The organism is Methylocella sp. CPCC 101449, assembly GCF_031921685.1.
In the GTDB taxonomy this organism is placed as follows: Bacteria; Pseudomonadota; Alphaproteobacteria; order Rhizobiales; family Beijerinckiaceae; genus Terripilifer.
Genome location: NZ_JAPDHU010000001.1, coordinates 192,475 through 207,264 on the forward strand (window position 1 = coordinate 192,475; position 14,790 = coordinate 207,264).

The 14,790-nt window shown below is 61.9% G+C and carries 13 protein-coding genes; 8 read left to right on the top strand and 5 right to left on the bottom strand.

The window, feature by feature from the left end; genetic code table 11:
- The first annotated feature begins 116 nt into the window (after positions 1-116).
- The gene (locus OIM99_RS00885; RefSeq protein WP_311848403.1) at positions 117-1,748 is read left to right on the top strand and encodes a choline dehydrogenase; all 1,632 of its coding nucleotides are present in this window, start codon (positions 117-119) and stop codon (positions 1,746-1,748) included.
- Between the two features lie 114 nt (positions 1,749-1,862).
- On the top strand, positions 1,863-4,607 hold the full coding sequence (locus OIM99_RS00890) for a tetratricopeptide repeat protein (RefSeq protein ID WP_311848404.1): 2,745 nt from the start codon (positions 1,863-1,865) through the stop codon (positions 4,605-4,607).
- An 11-nt stretch (positions 4,608-4,618) separates the two neighbouring features.
- On the opposite strand, the gene OIM99_RS00895 is transcribed toward OIM99_RS00890, so the two are convergent.
- Positions 4,619-5,767 carry a PQQ-dependent sugar dehydrogenase gene (locus OIM99_RS00895; protein ID WP_311848405.1) on the bottom strand — a complete coding sequence of 383 codons (1,149 nt, stop codon included), beginning with the start codon at positions 5,765-5,767 and terminating at the stop codon, positions 4,619-4,621.
- A gap of 95 nt (positions 5,768-5,862) precedes the next feature.
- Entirely contained in the window at positions 5,863-6,690 is an 828-nt protein-coding gene (locus OIM99_RS00900; RefSeq protein ID WP_311848406.1) for an IclR family transcriptional regulator, read from the bottom strand.
- Between the two features lie 198 nt (positions 6,691-6,888).
- On the opposite strand from OIM99_RS00900, the gene OIM99_RS00905 reads away from it, so the two are divergent.
- Genes OIM99_RS00905 through OIM99_RS00915 form a run of 3 tightly spaced genes read left to right on the top strand, consistent with a single transcriptional unit; the run spans position 6,889 to position 9,693 of the window.
- Positions 6,889-7,860, top strand: a complete 972-nt coding sequence (locus tag OIM99_RS00905; protein ID WP_311848407.1) for a tripartite tricarboxylate transporter substrate binding protein — start codon at positions 6,889-6,891, stop codon at positions 7,858-7,860.
- A gap of 28 nt (positions 7,861-7,888) precedes the next feature.
- Positions 7,889-9,217: an aromatic ring-hydroxylating dioxygenase subunit alpha gene (locus OIM99_RS00910; RefSeq protein WP_311848408.1), complete on the top strand. Its 1,329-nt coding sequence runs from the start codon at positions 7,889-7,891 to the stop codon at positions 9,215-9,217.
- Positions 9,214-9,693, top strand: coding sequence for an aromatic-ring-hydroxylating dioxygenase subunit beta (locus OIM99_RS00915; RefSeq protein ID WP_311848409.1), 480 nt, complete (start codon positions 9,214-9,216; stop codon positions 9,691-9,693). The genes OIM99_RS00910 and OIM99_RS00915 overlap by 4 nt, the downstream gene beginning before the upstream one ends.
- Position 9,694: 1 nt before the next feature.
- Here the strand turns inward: OIM99_RS00915 and OIM99_RS00920 are convergent, their stop codons facing one another.
- Positions 9,695-10,792 (bottom strand): aldo/keto reductase, encoded by a 1,098-nt coding sequence (locus OIM99_RS00920; protein ID WP_311848410.1) that lies wholly within the window; start codon positions 10,790-10,792, stop codon positions 9,695-9,697.
- A 117-nt stretch (positions 10,793-10,909) separates the two neighbouring features.
- Between OIM99_RS00920 and OIM99_RS00925 the strand changes: the two genes are divergently transcribed.
- A complete protein-coding gene (locus tag OIM99_RS00925) occupies positions 10,910-11,827 on the top strand; it encodes a LysR family transcriptional regulator (protein WP_311848411.1) in 918 nt (305 codons plus the stop codon).
- 3 nt (positions 11,828-11,830) lie between these two features.
- Here OIM99_RS00925 and OIM99_RS00930 read toward each other — a convergent pair whose 3' ends face one another.
- Together OIM99_RS00930 and OIM99_RS00935 are read right to left on the bottom strand one after the other, a co-directional pair.
- The gene (locus OIM99_RS00930) at positions 11,831-12,571 is read right to left on the bottom strand and encodes a class I SAM-dependent methyltransferase (protein ID WP_311850324.1); all 741 of its coding nucleotides are present in this window, start codon (positions 12,569-12,571) and stop codon (positions 11,831-11,833) included.
- Between the two features lie 11 nt (positions 12,572-12,582).
- Entirely contained in the window at positions 12,583-12,888 is a 306-nt protein-coding gene (locus OIM99_RS00935; protein ID WP_311848412.1) for a hypothetical protein, read from the bottom strand.
- Positions 12,889-13,014: 126 nt separating this feature from the next.
- On the opposite strand from OIM99_RS00935, the gene OIM99_RS00940 reads away from it, so the two are divergent.
- A complete protein-coding gene (locus OIM99_RS00940) occupies positions 13,015-13,989 on the top strand; it encodes a tripartite tricarboxylate transporter substrate binding protein (protein WP_311848413.1) in 975 nt (324 codons plus the stop codon).
- A gap of 76 nt (positions 13,990-14,065) precedes the next feature.
- Positions 14,066-14,770 (top strand): glutathione binding-like protein, encoded by a 705-nt coding sequence (locus tag OIM99_RS00945; protein WP_311848414.1) that lies wholly within the window; start codon positions 14,066-14,068, stop codon positions 14,768-14,770.
- Positions 14,771-14,790 lie beyond the last annotated feature (20 nt).

The window sequence follows — 14,790 nt, forward strand, 5'->3', positions numbered from 1 at the left end:
GCTACGCCTATCACAGCCCCCGTCAATGCGCCAAAGGGCTGAGTTCTGGACGCGCGGCGCCACACGCGGTAGGGCTTAAGCAGAACAGTCGACAAAAAACAGACCTAGGGACGGAAATGGCCGCGAGCAATATTTACGATTACATCATCGTTGGTGCGGGATCCGCCGGCTGCGTGCTGGCCAACAGGCTGACGGCCGATCCGGCCGTCTCGGTCTTGCTGCTGGAAGCCGGACCAGCCGATCGACATCCGCTGATCCACATTCCGCTCGGCATGGGCAAGATGCATGAGTATGAAATGTTCGATTGGGGCTATCACACCGAGCCCGAGCCGCAGTTGAACGGCCGTCGCATCGAAGCCATGCGCGGCAAGGTTTTGGGTGGATCATCCTCCATCAATGTCATGGCCTATACGCGCGGTCATCGCGGCGACTATGACCGCTGGGCGCGCCATGGCGCGACCGGCTGGTCTTATGCCGAATGCCTGCCCTATTTCAAACGCAGCGAAACCTGGAACGGCGGCGCCGATCCGTGGCGCGGTGGCGAAGGTCCGCTCGGAACCGAATTCGCGCGCACGAAAGATCCTCTGTTCGAAGCCTGGATCGAGGCGGCCAAGCAGCGCGGCCTGCCGTTCACCGAGGATTACAACGGTGCCCAAGGCGAAGGCATCGGCCGCAGCCAATATACCATTCGCAATGGCCGGCGTTCTTCAACCGCCAACGCCTATCTCAAGCCGGCGCGCGGTCGCCGCAATCTGCGCGTGGAGACCCATGCGCTGACGACGCGCATCATCATGGACGGCACGCGGGCGCGCGGCATCGAATATGTCAACAACGGTATAACGGTGCGGGCGCAAGCCGGCCGCGAGGTCATTCTCAGCGCCGGCACATTCAACACGCCACAGCTTCTGATGCTTTCCGGCATCGGGCCGGCGACACATCTGACCGAACTTGGCATCAAGCCGGTGGTTGATCTGCCTGTCGGTCGCAACCTGCAAGACCATCTGGCGGTGATGATCAGTTTCACCCGGCCGCAGAACGCCTCGCCGTTCCGCGACACGATGCGTTTCGACCGTATCGCCGTCGCCATGGTGCAAGCCTATCTCACCGGCACGGGCGCCGGCACCGTGGTGCCGGGCGGACTGCATGCCTTCTTCAAGACAAAGCGCGAGCTCGACGTGCCCGATATCGAATTCATGTTCCGCGGTCTGCCTGGGGATGCCGGCATCTGGTTTCCGGGCATCAAGAAGCCCTATCTCGACGGCTATGGCGTACGCCCCTGCCTGCTGCATCCCGAGAGCCGTGGCGAAGTGACGTTACGCAGCACCGACCCGACACAATCACCCCGGATTTTCTACAATTTCTTCTCCGCGCCGAACGATCTGCCGCGTCTGCGCGAGGGTTTCAAACTGGCGCGCGATGTCGCCTCCCAGCCGGCGCTGGCCCCCTATCGCGGTGCGGAGGATTCGCCCGGCCCCAAGGTGCAAAGCGACGACGAGATCGATGCCTTCATCCGACGCGCGGCCTTGACCGCCCATCACCCGGCCGGCACCTGCAAAATGGGAACGAGCAGCGATTGCGTGCTCGACCCGCAATTGCACGTGCGCGGCATCGAGAACCTGCGCGTGGTCGATGCGTCGGCCATGCCGGATATGGTGGGCGCCCATATCAACGCCTGCGTCATCATGATGGCCGATAAGGCGGCGGACATGATCAAAGGCGCCGAGCCGTTGCCGCCCTCGAACGCTTAAGCTTCTGCACGCAACATTTGACGGCGTGCGAAATCGCACATTTGATGAAAGCGAGGTTCCTTACGATCGCCAGCGGCCGGCTTCCTGACCGGGCGCCAGAAAGGTGAGCTGTTGATGAGTCCTCCCTCGCTTCGCCAACCGCTTCGCAAACATCTCAGCCTCACCTCAGCACTCGCGCTGCTCCTGGCGGCGAGCCTGCCCGGCGTTTCACGGGCGCAAGCGACGAGTGATCCGGACAAGATCGCCGCCGCTGAAGCCTGCGACAAGGGCGCGACTTCGCCGCTCGACCCGCAAGGCAGAGCACCGCCGGTGCCGCTCGGCGACATCAATCCGACGTTCCAAACCGACGTCACCGAACGCCTCGTCGCAGCCTGTCGGACGGCGGCCGTGGCCTTTCCTGACGAACAGCGCTTCGCCATTCAGCTCGCCCGCGCGATGTTCATGGAGGCCAAGCCGCAGGACGAAGTAATCCTGCCGACCGTGCGGCGTTTCGCCGACAACGGTCACATCGAAGCGCAATATCTGATGTGGCGGATGCATTCGACCAAGATCGATCCCCTGCGCAATCCCCTCGAAGCCAATCGCATGCTGAATTATCTACGCAATGCGGCCGAGGCGGGTCATGCCGAAGCGGTCTTTGAGATGTATTCTCTGCGCCGCTTTGGCGGCGTCTTGAAACGCGATCTCACGGAAGCCGTGCGCTGGGCCGATCGCATGGCCAATCTGCCGGTTCAGGGGCCGGCCGGCGATTGGAAAGAGAAGCCAGAACTCGAAGCGGTCGGGCGCATTCAGGGCGCGGCTTTGCGCCTGCGCCTGCCGGATCTATCCGCGGCCGACAAAGCCAAGGCTTTCGCGCTGCTCAAGCAAAGCCACGAAGCCGGCGACGACATGGCGCTCATGCCCTACGCGAACGCCTTGCGGCTTGGGGCCGGCACCGACAAACAGCCGGCGGCGGCACGGGCCCTTCTTGAGAAGGCCCCGGCCAATGACGGCAATGCAAAAATGGCGCTGGCAGACATGCTTCTCGCCGGCGAAGGCGGCCCACGCGACGTCAAGCGGGCGCTGGCCATGCTCGATGAGAAGAATCTGCAATATTTTAGCGAACGCGCCCGCCTTCTCGCTGATACCTATCTGAAAGGCGAGCTGATCGGACGCGATCCGCGCCGCGCCATGGCGGCATTGCAGAACGGTTTTGGCGATCTCAACAATGCAATCACGCTCGCTGGTCTGCTGCGCGACTATCAAATGAAGGTCGACAAGGAACGCCTGTTGAAACTGCTGTCGCTTGCCGCCGTCGTTGGCGAGCCGGGCGCCGGCCTGGCGCTCGCCAAACTGAAACTTTCGCAAAACCCCGACTTCCGCGACGAAGCGGGGGCGCGCGAAATTCTGGCGCTCATGACGCGCGACGGCGATCCAACCATGCAAGTGCTGCTCGCCCGCGCCCATTTCACCAATCTGGATTCGACCAGCTCTACTTTCGTGGCCAAAAGCCCGCTGGACGAAGCGCAGCTTCGCAAAGTGATCGCCGATGGCGTGGCCAGCGGACAGGCCGATGCGCTGCTGCTGCAAGGGCAGTTGACGCGCAAGGGCGTGTTCTATCCGCAGGATGACCAGGCGGCCACCAAGCTGATCGTCAAAGCCGCCGAACTCGGCAACGTGGATGCGATGCTGGCTGCGGGCAAAGCCTATGACGATGGCCTTGGCGTGCCAAAGAATCCGCGCGAGCGGCTGCGTTTCTGGCGCATGGCGGCGGATACGGGATCGATCGAGGCGAAGGAAACATTGTCATCCGCCTTCACCTTCGATTTTGGCTCGCGGCTGATGAATCTCAACGAAGGCATTGCTTATGCGGTGGCACTTTACGGCGACGGTGCCGGACGGCGCTACGGCGATCAGACCAATCTCGGCGGCTTCTCCATCGCCAACACGCGGATGTCCAGCCTGTTCTCCGGCGGACGGATCAGCGACTTCCCCCGCAAAGCCATCGCGGCGGCTATCATCGACGGCCTGCAAATGGCGCCAGCCGGCGCCACCGAAGACAAGCTGGTCGTCCTCGGCAAGGCCATGCCGCAGGACGTGCGCGCCGAAATCGAAAAAGTGCTCAAGGCCGAAGGCAAATTCTCCGGCGATGCCAATGGCTATTTCGGCCCCGAGGCGCGCGCCGGCCTGCGCGCCCTCGTCGAAGCACGCGGCCCCTGGCGGCAAGCGGCGCTTCAGCCCACTAAGCCTGTCGAGTCTCCTCAACCGGGCGCTGCGGCACAGCCACAGATCGCCCGCAGCGTCGTCGACAGCGTGCGCGAGAAAGCACTGCAACGCTCGCAGTCGATCAAAACCGACGCCGATCGTCTCGCGGCGTTGCGCATGTTCAACGCACTCGCACGTCTCGGCGATCTCCATTCCCGCTGGCTGATGATGAGCAATTATCATCAATCGAGCCTGGTGCGGCAGGTGGTCTCGCCAGCGGAATTGACCCGCTACAGTCTCGACATCCTGGTGGTGAAGCCGGATCAGGCGCCGAAAGCCAGTTTCGAATTCATTTTCGATCTGACGGCCATGTATAAGCAGGATCGCGGCAGGGCTTTTGGCGCAGCCTTCCTCACCACCGTGCGGGACGATCCGCGCTTGCAGGATTTGTCGATGCTCACGGAGATCGGCCAACATATGATGTTCGCGCCCGGTGCCTGCGATGCTGTGCTCGCCGCCGCGAAGCAGGAGAAAGTAGCCGGCCTTGACGGCGAAGGCTGCTCAGAGCAGTCGTTCGATGCCATCATCGCTTATGCCAAGAAGGCCGGGCCCGCCAATGTGGACAGCAAGGCGCGGGCGCAGGCCGGCGCCGATGTGACCAAACTGGCGCAGTAACCCGCGCCGCCTCACTTGCTATAGGAAATGCGATAGATGGCGCCGTTGAGATCGTCTGAGACGAGCAGCGCGCCATCAGGCATCGGCAGAATGCCGACCAGGCGCGCGAGGTGTTCGTCGCGCCGCTCATCGAGCAGCCCCGTCATGAAGGGACGCACGGTCGCCTTGCCGGCGCTGTCGAACTGAACCACGGCGAGATCGGAGCCGAACTTGCGCGAACGGTTCCATGAGCCGTGGCGGGCAATGAAGGCGGCATTGCGATATTCCGGTGGGAACATCGAGCCCGTGTACCATTTGATGCCCAGCGAAGCCGAATGCGGCCCCGTCGTTGCAACCGGCAGGATCACATCGGCGCAGGGATCGGGCTTGCGGAATTGCGGATCGGCGATGCCGTTGGCGTGACAATAGGGAAAACCGAAATTGGCGCCCTCCTTGCCGCGCGGCAGCCGATTGAACTCGTCTTCGGGGATATCGTCACCCAGATTGTCGCGGCCATTGTCGGTGAACCAGAACTCCCCGGTGACCGGGTGCCAGTCAAAGCCGACGGAATTGCGCACGCCGCGCGCGACCACTTCCATGCGGCCACTGGCGAGATCATAGCGGCGGATATTGCCGTAGACGTTCGGATCGACCTCGCAGACATTGCAGGGCGCGCCGACGGCGATGTAGAGCTTGCCGTCGGGACCGAAGGCGGTGTAGCGCCAGCCGTGATGACGATCGGACGGCAGATTGAACTGCTGGGAAATATCGACCCGCTGCGCGCCATCGAGCCGATTCTCGATGTCATCGAAGCGATAGACGCGATTGATTGCGGCCACATAGAGTGCCCCATCCTTCATGGCGAGGCCATTGGGACTGGTGAGCGCCTGCGCGATGGTGCGTACCTGATGTTCGCCGTTCTGGCTGGTGACCGCATAGACACGGCCCGCGCCCGTCGTGCCGACGAAGACCGTGCCCTTGGGACCGAGCAGCAGCGTTCGCGCGCCGGGCAGACCCGCCTGCCAGACCTCGACTTTGAAACCCGGCGGCACTTGCAGGCGATCGATCGGCGGCCGCGATTGCGCCGATGCGCCATTCACTGAGATGGCCGCCATGCAGAGGGCGGAAACAAAAGTCAGCGACATAAATCGACCGACGACAGCAAATTTTCCAGCGGACATGGCGAGCCTCGATCTTGCGTGGCAACGACTTTAACGCCCGAAAGCGACGCGACAACCACGGGCGATCAAATTCCCGCTAGAAAAGGTACCGCAATTCAGGGGGAACGATGGGAAGATTTGCTTCGTTGTTTCTTCTCCTCTTCGCGCGCCCCTTGCAGATCTTCGAAATGGCCCAGGGAACTCGATAATTCTCGCGCGCTCTCGGTGACCGCACGTATGGCCTGCTTTTCCCAGGCCTGATCCAAGCGCGCGGACGGCCCGAACACGCCAATGGAACCGATCACGCGATGGTTGTGATCGAAATAGGGTGCCGCGATCGCGATGGCGCCGGCAAAGACCTCGCCACGACTGATCGCATAGCCCTGTTGGCGAATGAGATCGAGGCTCGCGAGCAGGCTTTTGCGCGCGGCAGTCTTCGACGTGCCTTTTAGAAGCTCCTCGAGATTGTCCGGGTTGGTGAACGCGAGAATGGCCTTGCCGCTCGCTCCGCTCGTGACGGGTTGAGCCTCGCCGATGCCCCAGGAAATTCGAAGAATATGGGGCGCCGCCATTTCAAGCACGCAGAGACGCTGTTCACCGCGCAGCATGAACAGTGCCGCCGTCTCATTCGTTTTGGCGCGCAGATTCTCGACGATGGATCGGCCGATGACGATGGGATCGATGCCGGCCGTCCAATTATAAGCCAACCGGCCAACACCATAGTCGAGCGAGAAGCGCTGCGGCTCGCCGAATGCGCGGACCATGCCTTTCTGCGCAAGCGTATGCAGCAAGCGATAAAGCGTCGGACGGCTGAGCGGCACACGCTGCTGAATTTCCAGCACGCTCATCATCGGTTTGTCCGGCGTGAAACATTGCAGAATCTCGATAGCGCGATCGACGGCGCGCACGCCCTGCATGTTTGCATCACCCTCGCCACGCGCCACGTGTCTCTCCCGTTTCCGTTCGGTCAATCGAAATGAGCTTATGTCCATAGTACGGACAAGTCGACCGAAATTTGACGGCCTGCTTCCAGCTCGCTAGCTTAGAATGGATATTATGTCCGTTAGATGGACATATATCGACGCCGGGCCAGCACGCTGCCCGGTGCGCACCGACAAAGACATCAACGATGGGAGGGGATGATGTTGATCGATCGACGTAAGGTTCTTACGACTCTCACTTGCACGGCCGCTGCGGCGCTGTCTCATCCGGCCTGGGCTCAGGACAGCCGCGACATCATTAATTTCGTCAGCGCGTTTCCGCCCGGCAGCGGTGCGGACGTGCTGGTGCGCTTCTGGTCGCAGAAACTCACGCCCATCGTTCCCGGCCCGATCGTGGTGGCCAACAAGCCCGGCGCCATGGGCTTTTTGGCGGCCGAATATACCGCGCGCTCCAAGCCCGATGGCCGCACCATTTTCGTGCATGCCGGCACCAGCATCGCCGGCAACATGCATGTGTTCAAGAATCCGCCATTCGACGTCACCAAGGATCTCAAGGTCGCGGCAACCCTGAGCCGCCACTCCTATATTCTGGTTGTCGGCAAGGATGCGCCCTACAAGAACCTGCAAGAGCTGACGGCTGCGCTGCGCACCAAAGGCGACAAAGCGACCTATGGCACATCAAACACATCGTCCTTCTTGATTGGCGAACTCTACAAGCAGAAGGCCAATCTCAAGGTCGTCAACGTGAACTACCGGACGTCGGCCGATTGGATCAACGATCTCAACAGCGGCGCGCTCGATTTCGCCATCACCGATTCCATCGCCGGCCTCGGTGTCGCGCGGCAAGGCACCTGGCGGCTCATCGCCATCGGTTCCGGCACGCGGATGGCGTCAACGCCCGATCTACCGACATTCGCCGAGAGCGGCTATTCTGGCATCGACGTCGTTTCCTGGTGGGGAGCGCTGGTGCCGAGCACGACGCCGCAGCCCATCGTCGAGACGATCAGAGGCTGGTTCGACAAAGCGATCCAATCGCCCGATACGGCGGAGTTTTTGAAAGCGTCAGGCAATGACGTCTATTCAGCCTCGCCGGAAGAGGCCGCCGGCCTTCTCGCCGCCACGGCCGCGCAATGGAAGACATTCGTCGAGATTGCCAAAATCGAAAAAATCTAGCGGCGAAAAGTTCTGGCAGGAGGAGTTGATGGAAGCGATAATGGCGGAAAACAAGGGCAGGACCAAGGGCGAGACAATGCGCAACAGCTCCGAGTGGGTTCTCGAAGATCGCGGTGCCGATCAGTTTCTTGTCAACCGCCAGGTGTTCATCTCCGACGACATTCTGCAGAAGGAGTGGGATGTCATCTTCCGCACCTGCTGGATCTACATCGGCCATGGATCGGAAATCCGCAATCCCGGCGATTTTCGCACGCGCAAGGTGGCCGGCCGGCAGATGATCTTCTGTCGCGACAAGGATGGTGCGGTGCGCGCCATGCTCAATGTCTGTCCGCATCGCGGCGCGCTGGTGTGCCGCGAACGGGAGGGCAATGCGCGCGGCTTCTTCTGCATGTATCACGGCTGGACCTTCCAGACCGACGGCAGCCTACGTTCAGGACCGGGCCTTGATGCCTATGGACCGAAGTTCGACAAGGCGTCGCACGGCCTCGTGCAGGCGCCGCGGCTCGAACACTATCGGGATTTCTATTTCATCAATTTCGATCCGAACGCCGTCTCCCTCAGCGATTATCTTGCCGGTGCCAAAGAATATATCGACATCGTCGTCGACCAATCGCCGAGCGGCCAGATGGAGATCGTCTCGGGCACGCAGGAATATGACATCAAGGCCAATTGGAAGCTTCTGGTCGAGAATTCGGTCGACGATTATCACATTATCACCACCCACTCGACCTGGATCAATTACATGAGCAATTCCGGCGTCGACATGCGCCGGCCGAAAGGCTCGCTTCTGCCTTCGCTGGGTGCCGGCAAGAATCTCGGCAATGGTCATCTGACGACCGACAATCCGAACTATCGCGGCCGGCCGGTGGCGCGCTGGATTTCCGTTTATGGCGAGGAGGCCAAGGAAGACATCGACAATATCCGCGCCGAACTGGTGGCGCGGCTTGGCGAAGCCCGGGCGGCGCGCGTCGCCGACACCAACCGCAATCTGGTCATCTTCCCCAATCTCGTCATCAACGACGGCTCGTCGGTGACCGTCCGCAATTTCACGCCGGTCTCGCCCGGGCTGATGAAGGTAACGTCCTGGGCGTTGGGGCCGGTGGAAGAAACGGAGGCGCAGCGCGCCCGCCGCCTGCATGCCTTTCTCACCTTCTACGGCCCCGGCGGCTTCGCCACACCCGATGACGTGGCAGCGCTCGAAGCTGCGCAGGAAGGCTATGCCGCCTGGCGCGAGGCGCCATGGAACGATCTGTCGCGTGGCATGTACAAGAGCGAGGACGATCAGCTTGATACGGACGAAGGCCATATCCGCACGTTTTGGCGGCGCTGGAAGGACTTGATGGAGACGGCGGCATGAGTGCGCTGCGCATGGAAGTGGAAGATTTTTTGTTTCATGAAGCCGATCTGCTCGACCGCTGGCAGCTCGACGATTGGCTTGCTCTGCTCACCGACGATGCCGCCTATTTCGTACCGCCTAACGACAAGCCCGATGGCAATCACAACACCACTTTGTTCATCGTCGCCGACGATAGCGTGCGCCTTCGCGAACGCATCATCCGCCTGAAGGACCCGAGCTGCCATGCGGAATGGCCGCCGTCCCGCACGCGGCGGATCATCGGCAATGTGAAGGCCAGCGAAGCGGATGGCGAGATTACGGTGCGTGCCAATTTCACCCTCAACCGCCACCGGCGCGGCGGCGACCTTCGCACCTTCAGCGGCGAATATCGCTATCGGCTGCGTCGCGAGAACGGCGCGCTCAAGATTGCCGAGCGGCGCGCCATTCTCGATGCCGAGGAACTCGGCCATATGGGATCGGTGAGTTTCTTGCTGTAAATCACACGCCCGCGAAGGAACCGCGCATCAGCAAATCCGGCCGATAGGTCGACGGCTTGTCGCCGATTGTCTCGCCGCCGGTGATGCCGCCCTGAATTTCCGACCCAAAGAAGGAATAGGGAAATGGCACAAGCGGCGCGCTCACCGCGTCGAGACGCGTACGCAGTTCGGCCGGGATTTCGAAATCAAGCGCTCCCAAATTATCGACGAGTTGCTCGCGCTTGGTGGCGCCGACGATCACCGAAGCGATGCCGGGTTGTGTCATCGTCCAATTCACCGCCACCTGCGCCATGCTGCGGCCAAGTGCCTGAGCGACCTGTTCCAGTTCGGCGACGATTTTCCAGTTCCGTTCAGTGAACTTCTGAAAGCCGGGGTTGGCGCTGTCGCGGAGATTGTCGAGACGCCCCGCTCCGGTGGCACTCGGCTGGTATTTGCCGCTCAACAGTCCGCTCGCCAGCGGGCTCCACACCATGATGCCCGCGCCATGGCGCGTGCCGAAGGGCACGAATTCGTGTTCGATGTTGCGCTCGACCAGGGAATATTCGAGCTGCAAGGCCGAGACAGGTTCATAGCCGCGCCCTTCGGCAATGGTCTGCGCCCGGCTCGCATACCAGGCCGGCACGTCGGAGAGACCGACATGACGGACTTTGCCGCTGCGCACCAGATCGTCCATCGTGCGCATCACTTCTTCGGGCTGGGTCAGCCGATCCCAGCAATGCAGGATGTAGAGATCGATATAGTCGGTGCCGAGGCGTTTCAGTGAGCCTTCGACGGCGCGCAGAATGTTCTTGCGGCCATTGCCGCCGGCATTGGGATTGCCCGGCGTGAAATTCATCGTGAACTTGGTCGAGATCACCGCTTTATCACGCAGGCCACGTTCGGCGATGAACTCGCCGAGCCAGGTTTCCGACGTACCGCCCGTATAGGCATCGGCGGTGTCGAAGAAATTGCCGCCAGCTTCGACATAGGTATCGACCAGACCGCGTGCCGTCTCCTTGTCGGCGCCCCAGCCCCATTCGGTGCCGAAGGTCATCGTGCCCAGCGCCAATTGGCTCACCCGCAGGCCGCTGTTGCCCAGCGTGTAATAGGTCATGGTCATTTCAAGGCTCCATTGCGTTGGTTCCGCCACTCGGCGTTCACGGCTTGGACAATGGCCCTGTTTCGGCTCATCGATTAGATTGTATTATTTCTACTCACTATGTAGTAATATTCATGAATGGATCGCGACCTCATCAGTCACTTGCCGGTGATCATCGCCGTCGCCCGGCGCCGCAGTTTCGCCGCCGCGGCTAGCGAACTGGGTCTCACCCCTTCGGCAGTGAGCCATGCCATTCGCTTCGTCGAGGAGCGCATCGGCCAGCCCCTGTTCGCGCGCACCACCCGCAGCGTCTCGCTGACTGAAGCCGGCGAAGCGCTCGTCGCCACCGCAGGACCCGCGTTGCAAGACATCGGTGACCGGCTGGAGCGCATCCGCGCCGCCAAAGGCCGGCCGAGCGGCCTGCTACGTATCAATGCGCCACGCTTGGCGCTGCCGCTGGCCCTCACCCCGATCCTGGCAGCCATGGCGCCACGCTATCCTGACGTGAGCGTCGAGATTTTCTCGGACGAGCGCATGACCGACATTGTCGGCGAAGGCTTCGATGCCGGCGTCCGTCTCGGCGAAATGATCGCGCAGGACATGGTGACGGTGCGCCTCACGCCGCCGTTCCGGGCCATCATCGTCGCCTCGCCCGACTATATCGGCCGGCACGGACGGCCGCGCACCCCGGCCGATCTCGCCAGCCATAATTGCATCGGCTATCGCCTGATCCGCTCCCAGGGGTTCTATCGCTGGGATCTGATGGAAAACGGCAAGGACATCTCGATCGAAACGCGCGGCAGCGCCATCGTCACCGAATCCCACTCAGCCTTGGAGCTGGCGCGGGCCGGCGTCGGCCTGGCCTATCTGTTCGAACCGTTGGCGCGCGAGGACATCGCCGCCGGGCGGCTGGTGCAGGTGCTGGCCCACCATGCCGTCGAGGAGCCTGGGCTGTTTCTCTATTTTCCGCGCCGTGCCGCCCTGGCGCCTAAACTGCGCGCTTTCATCGATACGGCGCAAGAGCTGACGCGAACCGCCTCGCGCAAGCGCAGGTGAATTTCAGCGCTTCGCGGAAACCAGTAGAAACATCGGCCGGTCAAGTTCTTCCTGCAAAGCGGGCTGCGCTTCGATCTGCGCCGGTGTCGGCGCGAATTCCTCGACGCGATCGATGGTGAAGGCGGCGCCGATCAGAAGGTTGAGCGTGGTGGCGAGGGTGCGATGATATTTCAACACCCCCTTGGCCAGCCAATCGGTGACGCGCGGGCCTTCCATGGCATAGCGATCGAGGGGCCAGATGCGCCGTCCTTCCGCATCCTGCGTCCAGCCCTGCCGGCTGGGCGCCATGAAGACCGGATGCTCCGTCGAGAACACGAACCGCCCACCAGGAACGAGCGCCTGATGCACGGTGGCAAACAGGCGGCCGGCATCTTTAAGATAATGCAGGGCCAGAGAAGAATAGACGAGATCGAAAGCGGCCGCTGACAGAGCCAGTTGTTCGAGATCGGCGCGCTCATAGACAATGGTCTCGCCAATGGCATCGTCCCGCGACATCTCCCGCGCCCGCGCCAGCATTTTCTCGGACAGGTCGAGACCCAACACGTGGGCTGCGCCCTGCTCTTGCGCCCAACGGCAGAACCAGCCGTAGCCGCAGCCGAGATCGACGACGCGCAGGCCTTTCATCGGTGGCAGCATGGCGCGCAGAACCGGCCATTCGGGTGCCGCGTCCAGTCCGCCGGTCGAGCGGGCGAGCCGGCTATAGCCCTCGAAAAACTGCGGTTGATCGTAGATGTTTTGCGCCATGGGAACTGCGTTCAAGGTTTGCTGTCGGGCATGATCCGATCGCTGCCCGTCGAAGAGGTTTCGGAATGCGGCGTGTCGGCACTGCGTTTGTCATCGCCAGGCAATTTGCAGTCGCCGGCGATCGGACAGGCATAGGGCAAGGGTTGCGGCACCTGCGCCTCGGTCAGCGGCACCGGGTCTGGGTTCAGATAACTGAATTGCCAGACGGTGATGGCGACGGCGCCCAGGCCGATCGCCAGGGCGATCGGTACCCGCAGCCAAAGCGAGCCCAGGATATTCCCGGACGGTTCCGACTTCCGATCAGACTCTTGCGTCATCGTACTACCTGCTGCTCTGCGCTGGTATCACCTTGTCGCCGGATCATGTCAAAAGTCGAATTTCGCATGCATTGGTCTCCACTCTATGCTTTGCTCGGACTGGGAGAGCGCGGGGGAGGGCGTTTCATGCTTCGGAGTGTGCAAAAATTTGTTTGGGCCGGGTTGGCGATGGGCCTCGCCGTTTCCATGGCCCACGCTCAATCCTGGCCGAGCCGGCAAATCACCTTCATCGTTCCCTTCGCGCCTGGCGGCGGCACCGACGCTTTCGCGCGCCCGCTCGCGACCCAGCTCGACACGCAACTGGGACAGCGCGTGATCATCGAGAATCGCGCGGGCGCCGGCGGCACGGTTGGCGCTTCGGCGGCGGCGAAGGCGCCGCCTGATGGCTACACCTTCTTCATCGGCGCGGCGCATCACGCCATCGCCCCGGCCCTTTATCCGAAACTCGATTACGACATCGAGAAAGACCTGATCCCCGTTGGTCTGGTGTCACAGCCGCCGCAAGTGGTCGTGGTGCATCCAGGCCGGGTTTCAGCCAAGACCCTGCAAGAGCTGATCGACTATGCGCGCGCCAATCCCGACAAGATGAATTATGCCTCGGCGGGCGGCGGCACCACCCATCATCTGGCGGGCGAGCTGTTCAAGGCGCTGACCAAGACGCGCATCACCCATGTGCCCTATCGCGGCGCGGGCCCGGCCATGCAGGATCTCGTGGCCGGTCATATCGAACTGGAGTTCGACGGGCTTGGCTCATCGGCACCGCATATCGCATCGGGCGCGCTGCGCGCCCTGGCGGTGGCCGCGCCGCAACGCTCGCCGGCCTTTCCTGATGTTCCGACGGCAGCCGAAGCCGGCGTGCCCGGCTATGAGGTCTCGACCTGGTACGGCATGTTCGCCCCAAAAGGCACGCCGCCGGATGTGATCACGCATATGACCAAGGAACTACGCACCGCTTTCGCGACGCCGATGATCAAGGACGCCTGGGGGCGCAACGGCTCCGAAATCCCCAATCTCTACGGCGCCGAATTCGGCACGTTCGTCAGCGCCGAGGTGAAGCGCTGGGGCAAAGTGGTGCAGGACGCCGGCATCAAGCTCGACTGAACCTCACGCACAATTTGCTTGCCGCGCTCAAGCCGCGCAAGGAAGATCGGTTCATCTTCCTTGCGAGAGGTGCCGCATGATCGAACTGCATTATTGGCCAACGCCCAACGGCCACAAGATCACGATCTTTCTCGAAGAGACCGGCCTGCCCTATAAGATCACGCCGGTGAACATCGGCACGGGCGAACAATTCAAGGCTGAATTCCTGGCGATTTCGCCCAACAACCGCATGCCGGCGATGGTCGATCACGATCCCAAGGGCGGTGGCGCACCGATCAGCGTGTTCGAATCCGGCGCCATTCTCGTCTATCTCGCCGAAAAGACCGGCCAATTCATCGGCACGGATCTGCGCTCGCGCACCAAAGCGTTGGAATGGCTGTTCTGGCAGATGGGCGGCCTTGGTCCGATGGCCGGGCAGAACGGCCATTTCAACAATTACGCGCCGGAAAAGATTCCCTATGCGCAAGAGCGCTATACCAAGGAGACCAATCGTCTCTATGGCGTGCTCGACAAGCAACTCTCCGGGAATGAATGGGTGGCCGGCAGCGCCTATTCCATCGCCGACATGGCGAGCTATCCGTGGATCGTGCCCTATGAGCGGCACCACCAGAAGATCGAAGATTTTCCGCATCTGAAGCGTTGGTTCGACGTCATGGCGAAACGCCCGGCTGTCGTTGCCGCTTATGCCAAAGGACCACTCTATCGCTCAGACAATACGATGACGGAAGAGGCCAAGAAGATTCTCTTCGGCCAGACGGCAGCAAGCGTTCAGGCGCGCTAGGCGCCAGGAAAAACCAAAAG

Excerpts from the sequence above, each read along its gene's own strand:
- OIM99_RS00905 (WP_311848407.1), top strand. The coding sequence starts at position 6,889 with ATGTTGATCGATCGACGTAAGGTTCTTACGACTCTCACTTGCACGGCC.
- OIM99_RS00915 (WP_311848409.1), top strand. The coding sequence starts at position 9,214 with ATGAGTGCGCTGCGCATGGAAGTGGAAGATTTTTTGTTTCATGAAGCC.
- OIM99_RS00945 (WP_311848414.1), top strand. The coding sequence starts at position 14,066 with ATGATCGAACTGCATTATTGGCCAACGCCCAACGGCCACAAGATCACG.
- OIM99_RS00940 (WP_311848413.1), top strand. The coding sequence starts at position 13,015 with ATGCTTCGGAGTGTGCAAAAATTTGTTTGGGCCGGGTTGGCGATGGGC.
- OIM99_RS00890 (WP_311848404.1), top strand. The coding sequence starts at position 1,863 with ATGAGTCCTCCCTCGCTTCGCCAACCGCTTCGCAAACATCTCAGCCTC.
- OIM99_RS00910 (WP_311848408.1), top strand. The coding sequence starts at position 7,889 with ATGGAAGCGATAATGGCGGAAAACAAGGGCAGGACCAAGGGCGAGACA.
- OIM99_RS00930 (WP_311850324.1), bottom strand. The coding sequence starts at position 12,571 with ATGGCGCAAAACATCTACGATCAACCGCAGTTTTTCGAGGGCTATAGC.
- OIM99_RS00885 (WP_311848403.1), top strand. The coding sequence starts at position 117 with ATGGCCGCGAGCAATATTTACGATTACATCATCGTTGGTGCGGGATCC.
- OIM99_RS00935 (WP_311848412.1), bottom strand. The coding sequence starts at position 12,888 with ATGACGCAAGAGTCTGATCGGAAGTCGGAACCGTCCGGGAATATCCTG.
- OIM99_RS00895 (WP_311848405.1), bottom strand. The coding sequence starts at position 5,767 with ATGTCCGCTGGAAAATTTGCTGTCGTCGGTCGATTTATGTCGCTGACT.
- OIM99_RS00920 (WP_311848410.1), bottom strand. The coding sequence starts at position 10,792 with ATGACCATGACCTATTACACGCTGGGCAACAGCGGCCTGCGGGTGAGC.
- OIM99_RS00925 (WP_311848411.1), top strand. The coding sequence starts at position 10,910 with ATGGATCGCGACCTCATCAGTCACTTGCCGGTGATCATCGCCGTCGCC.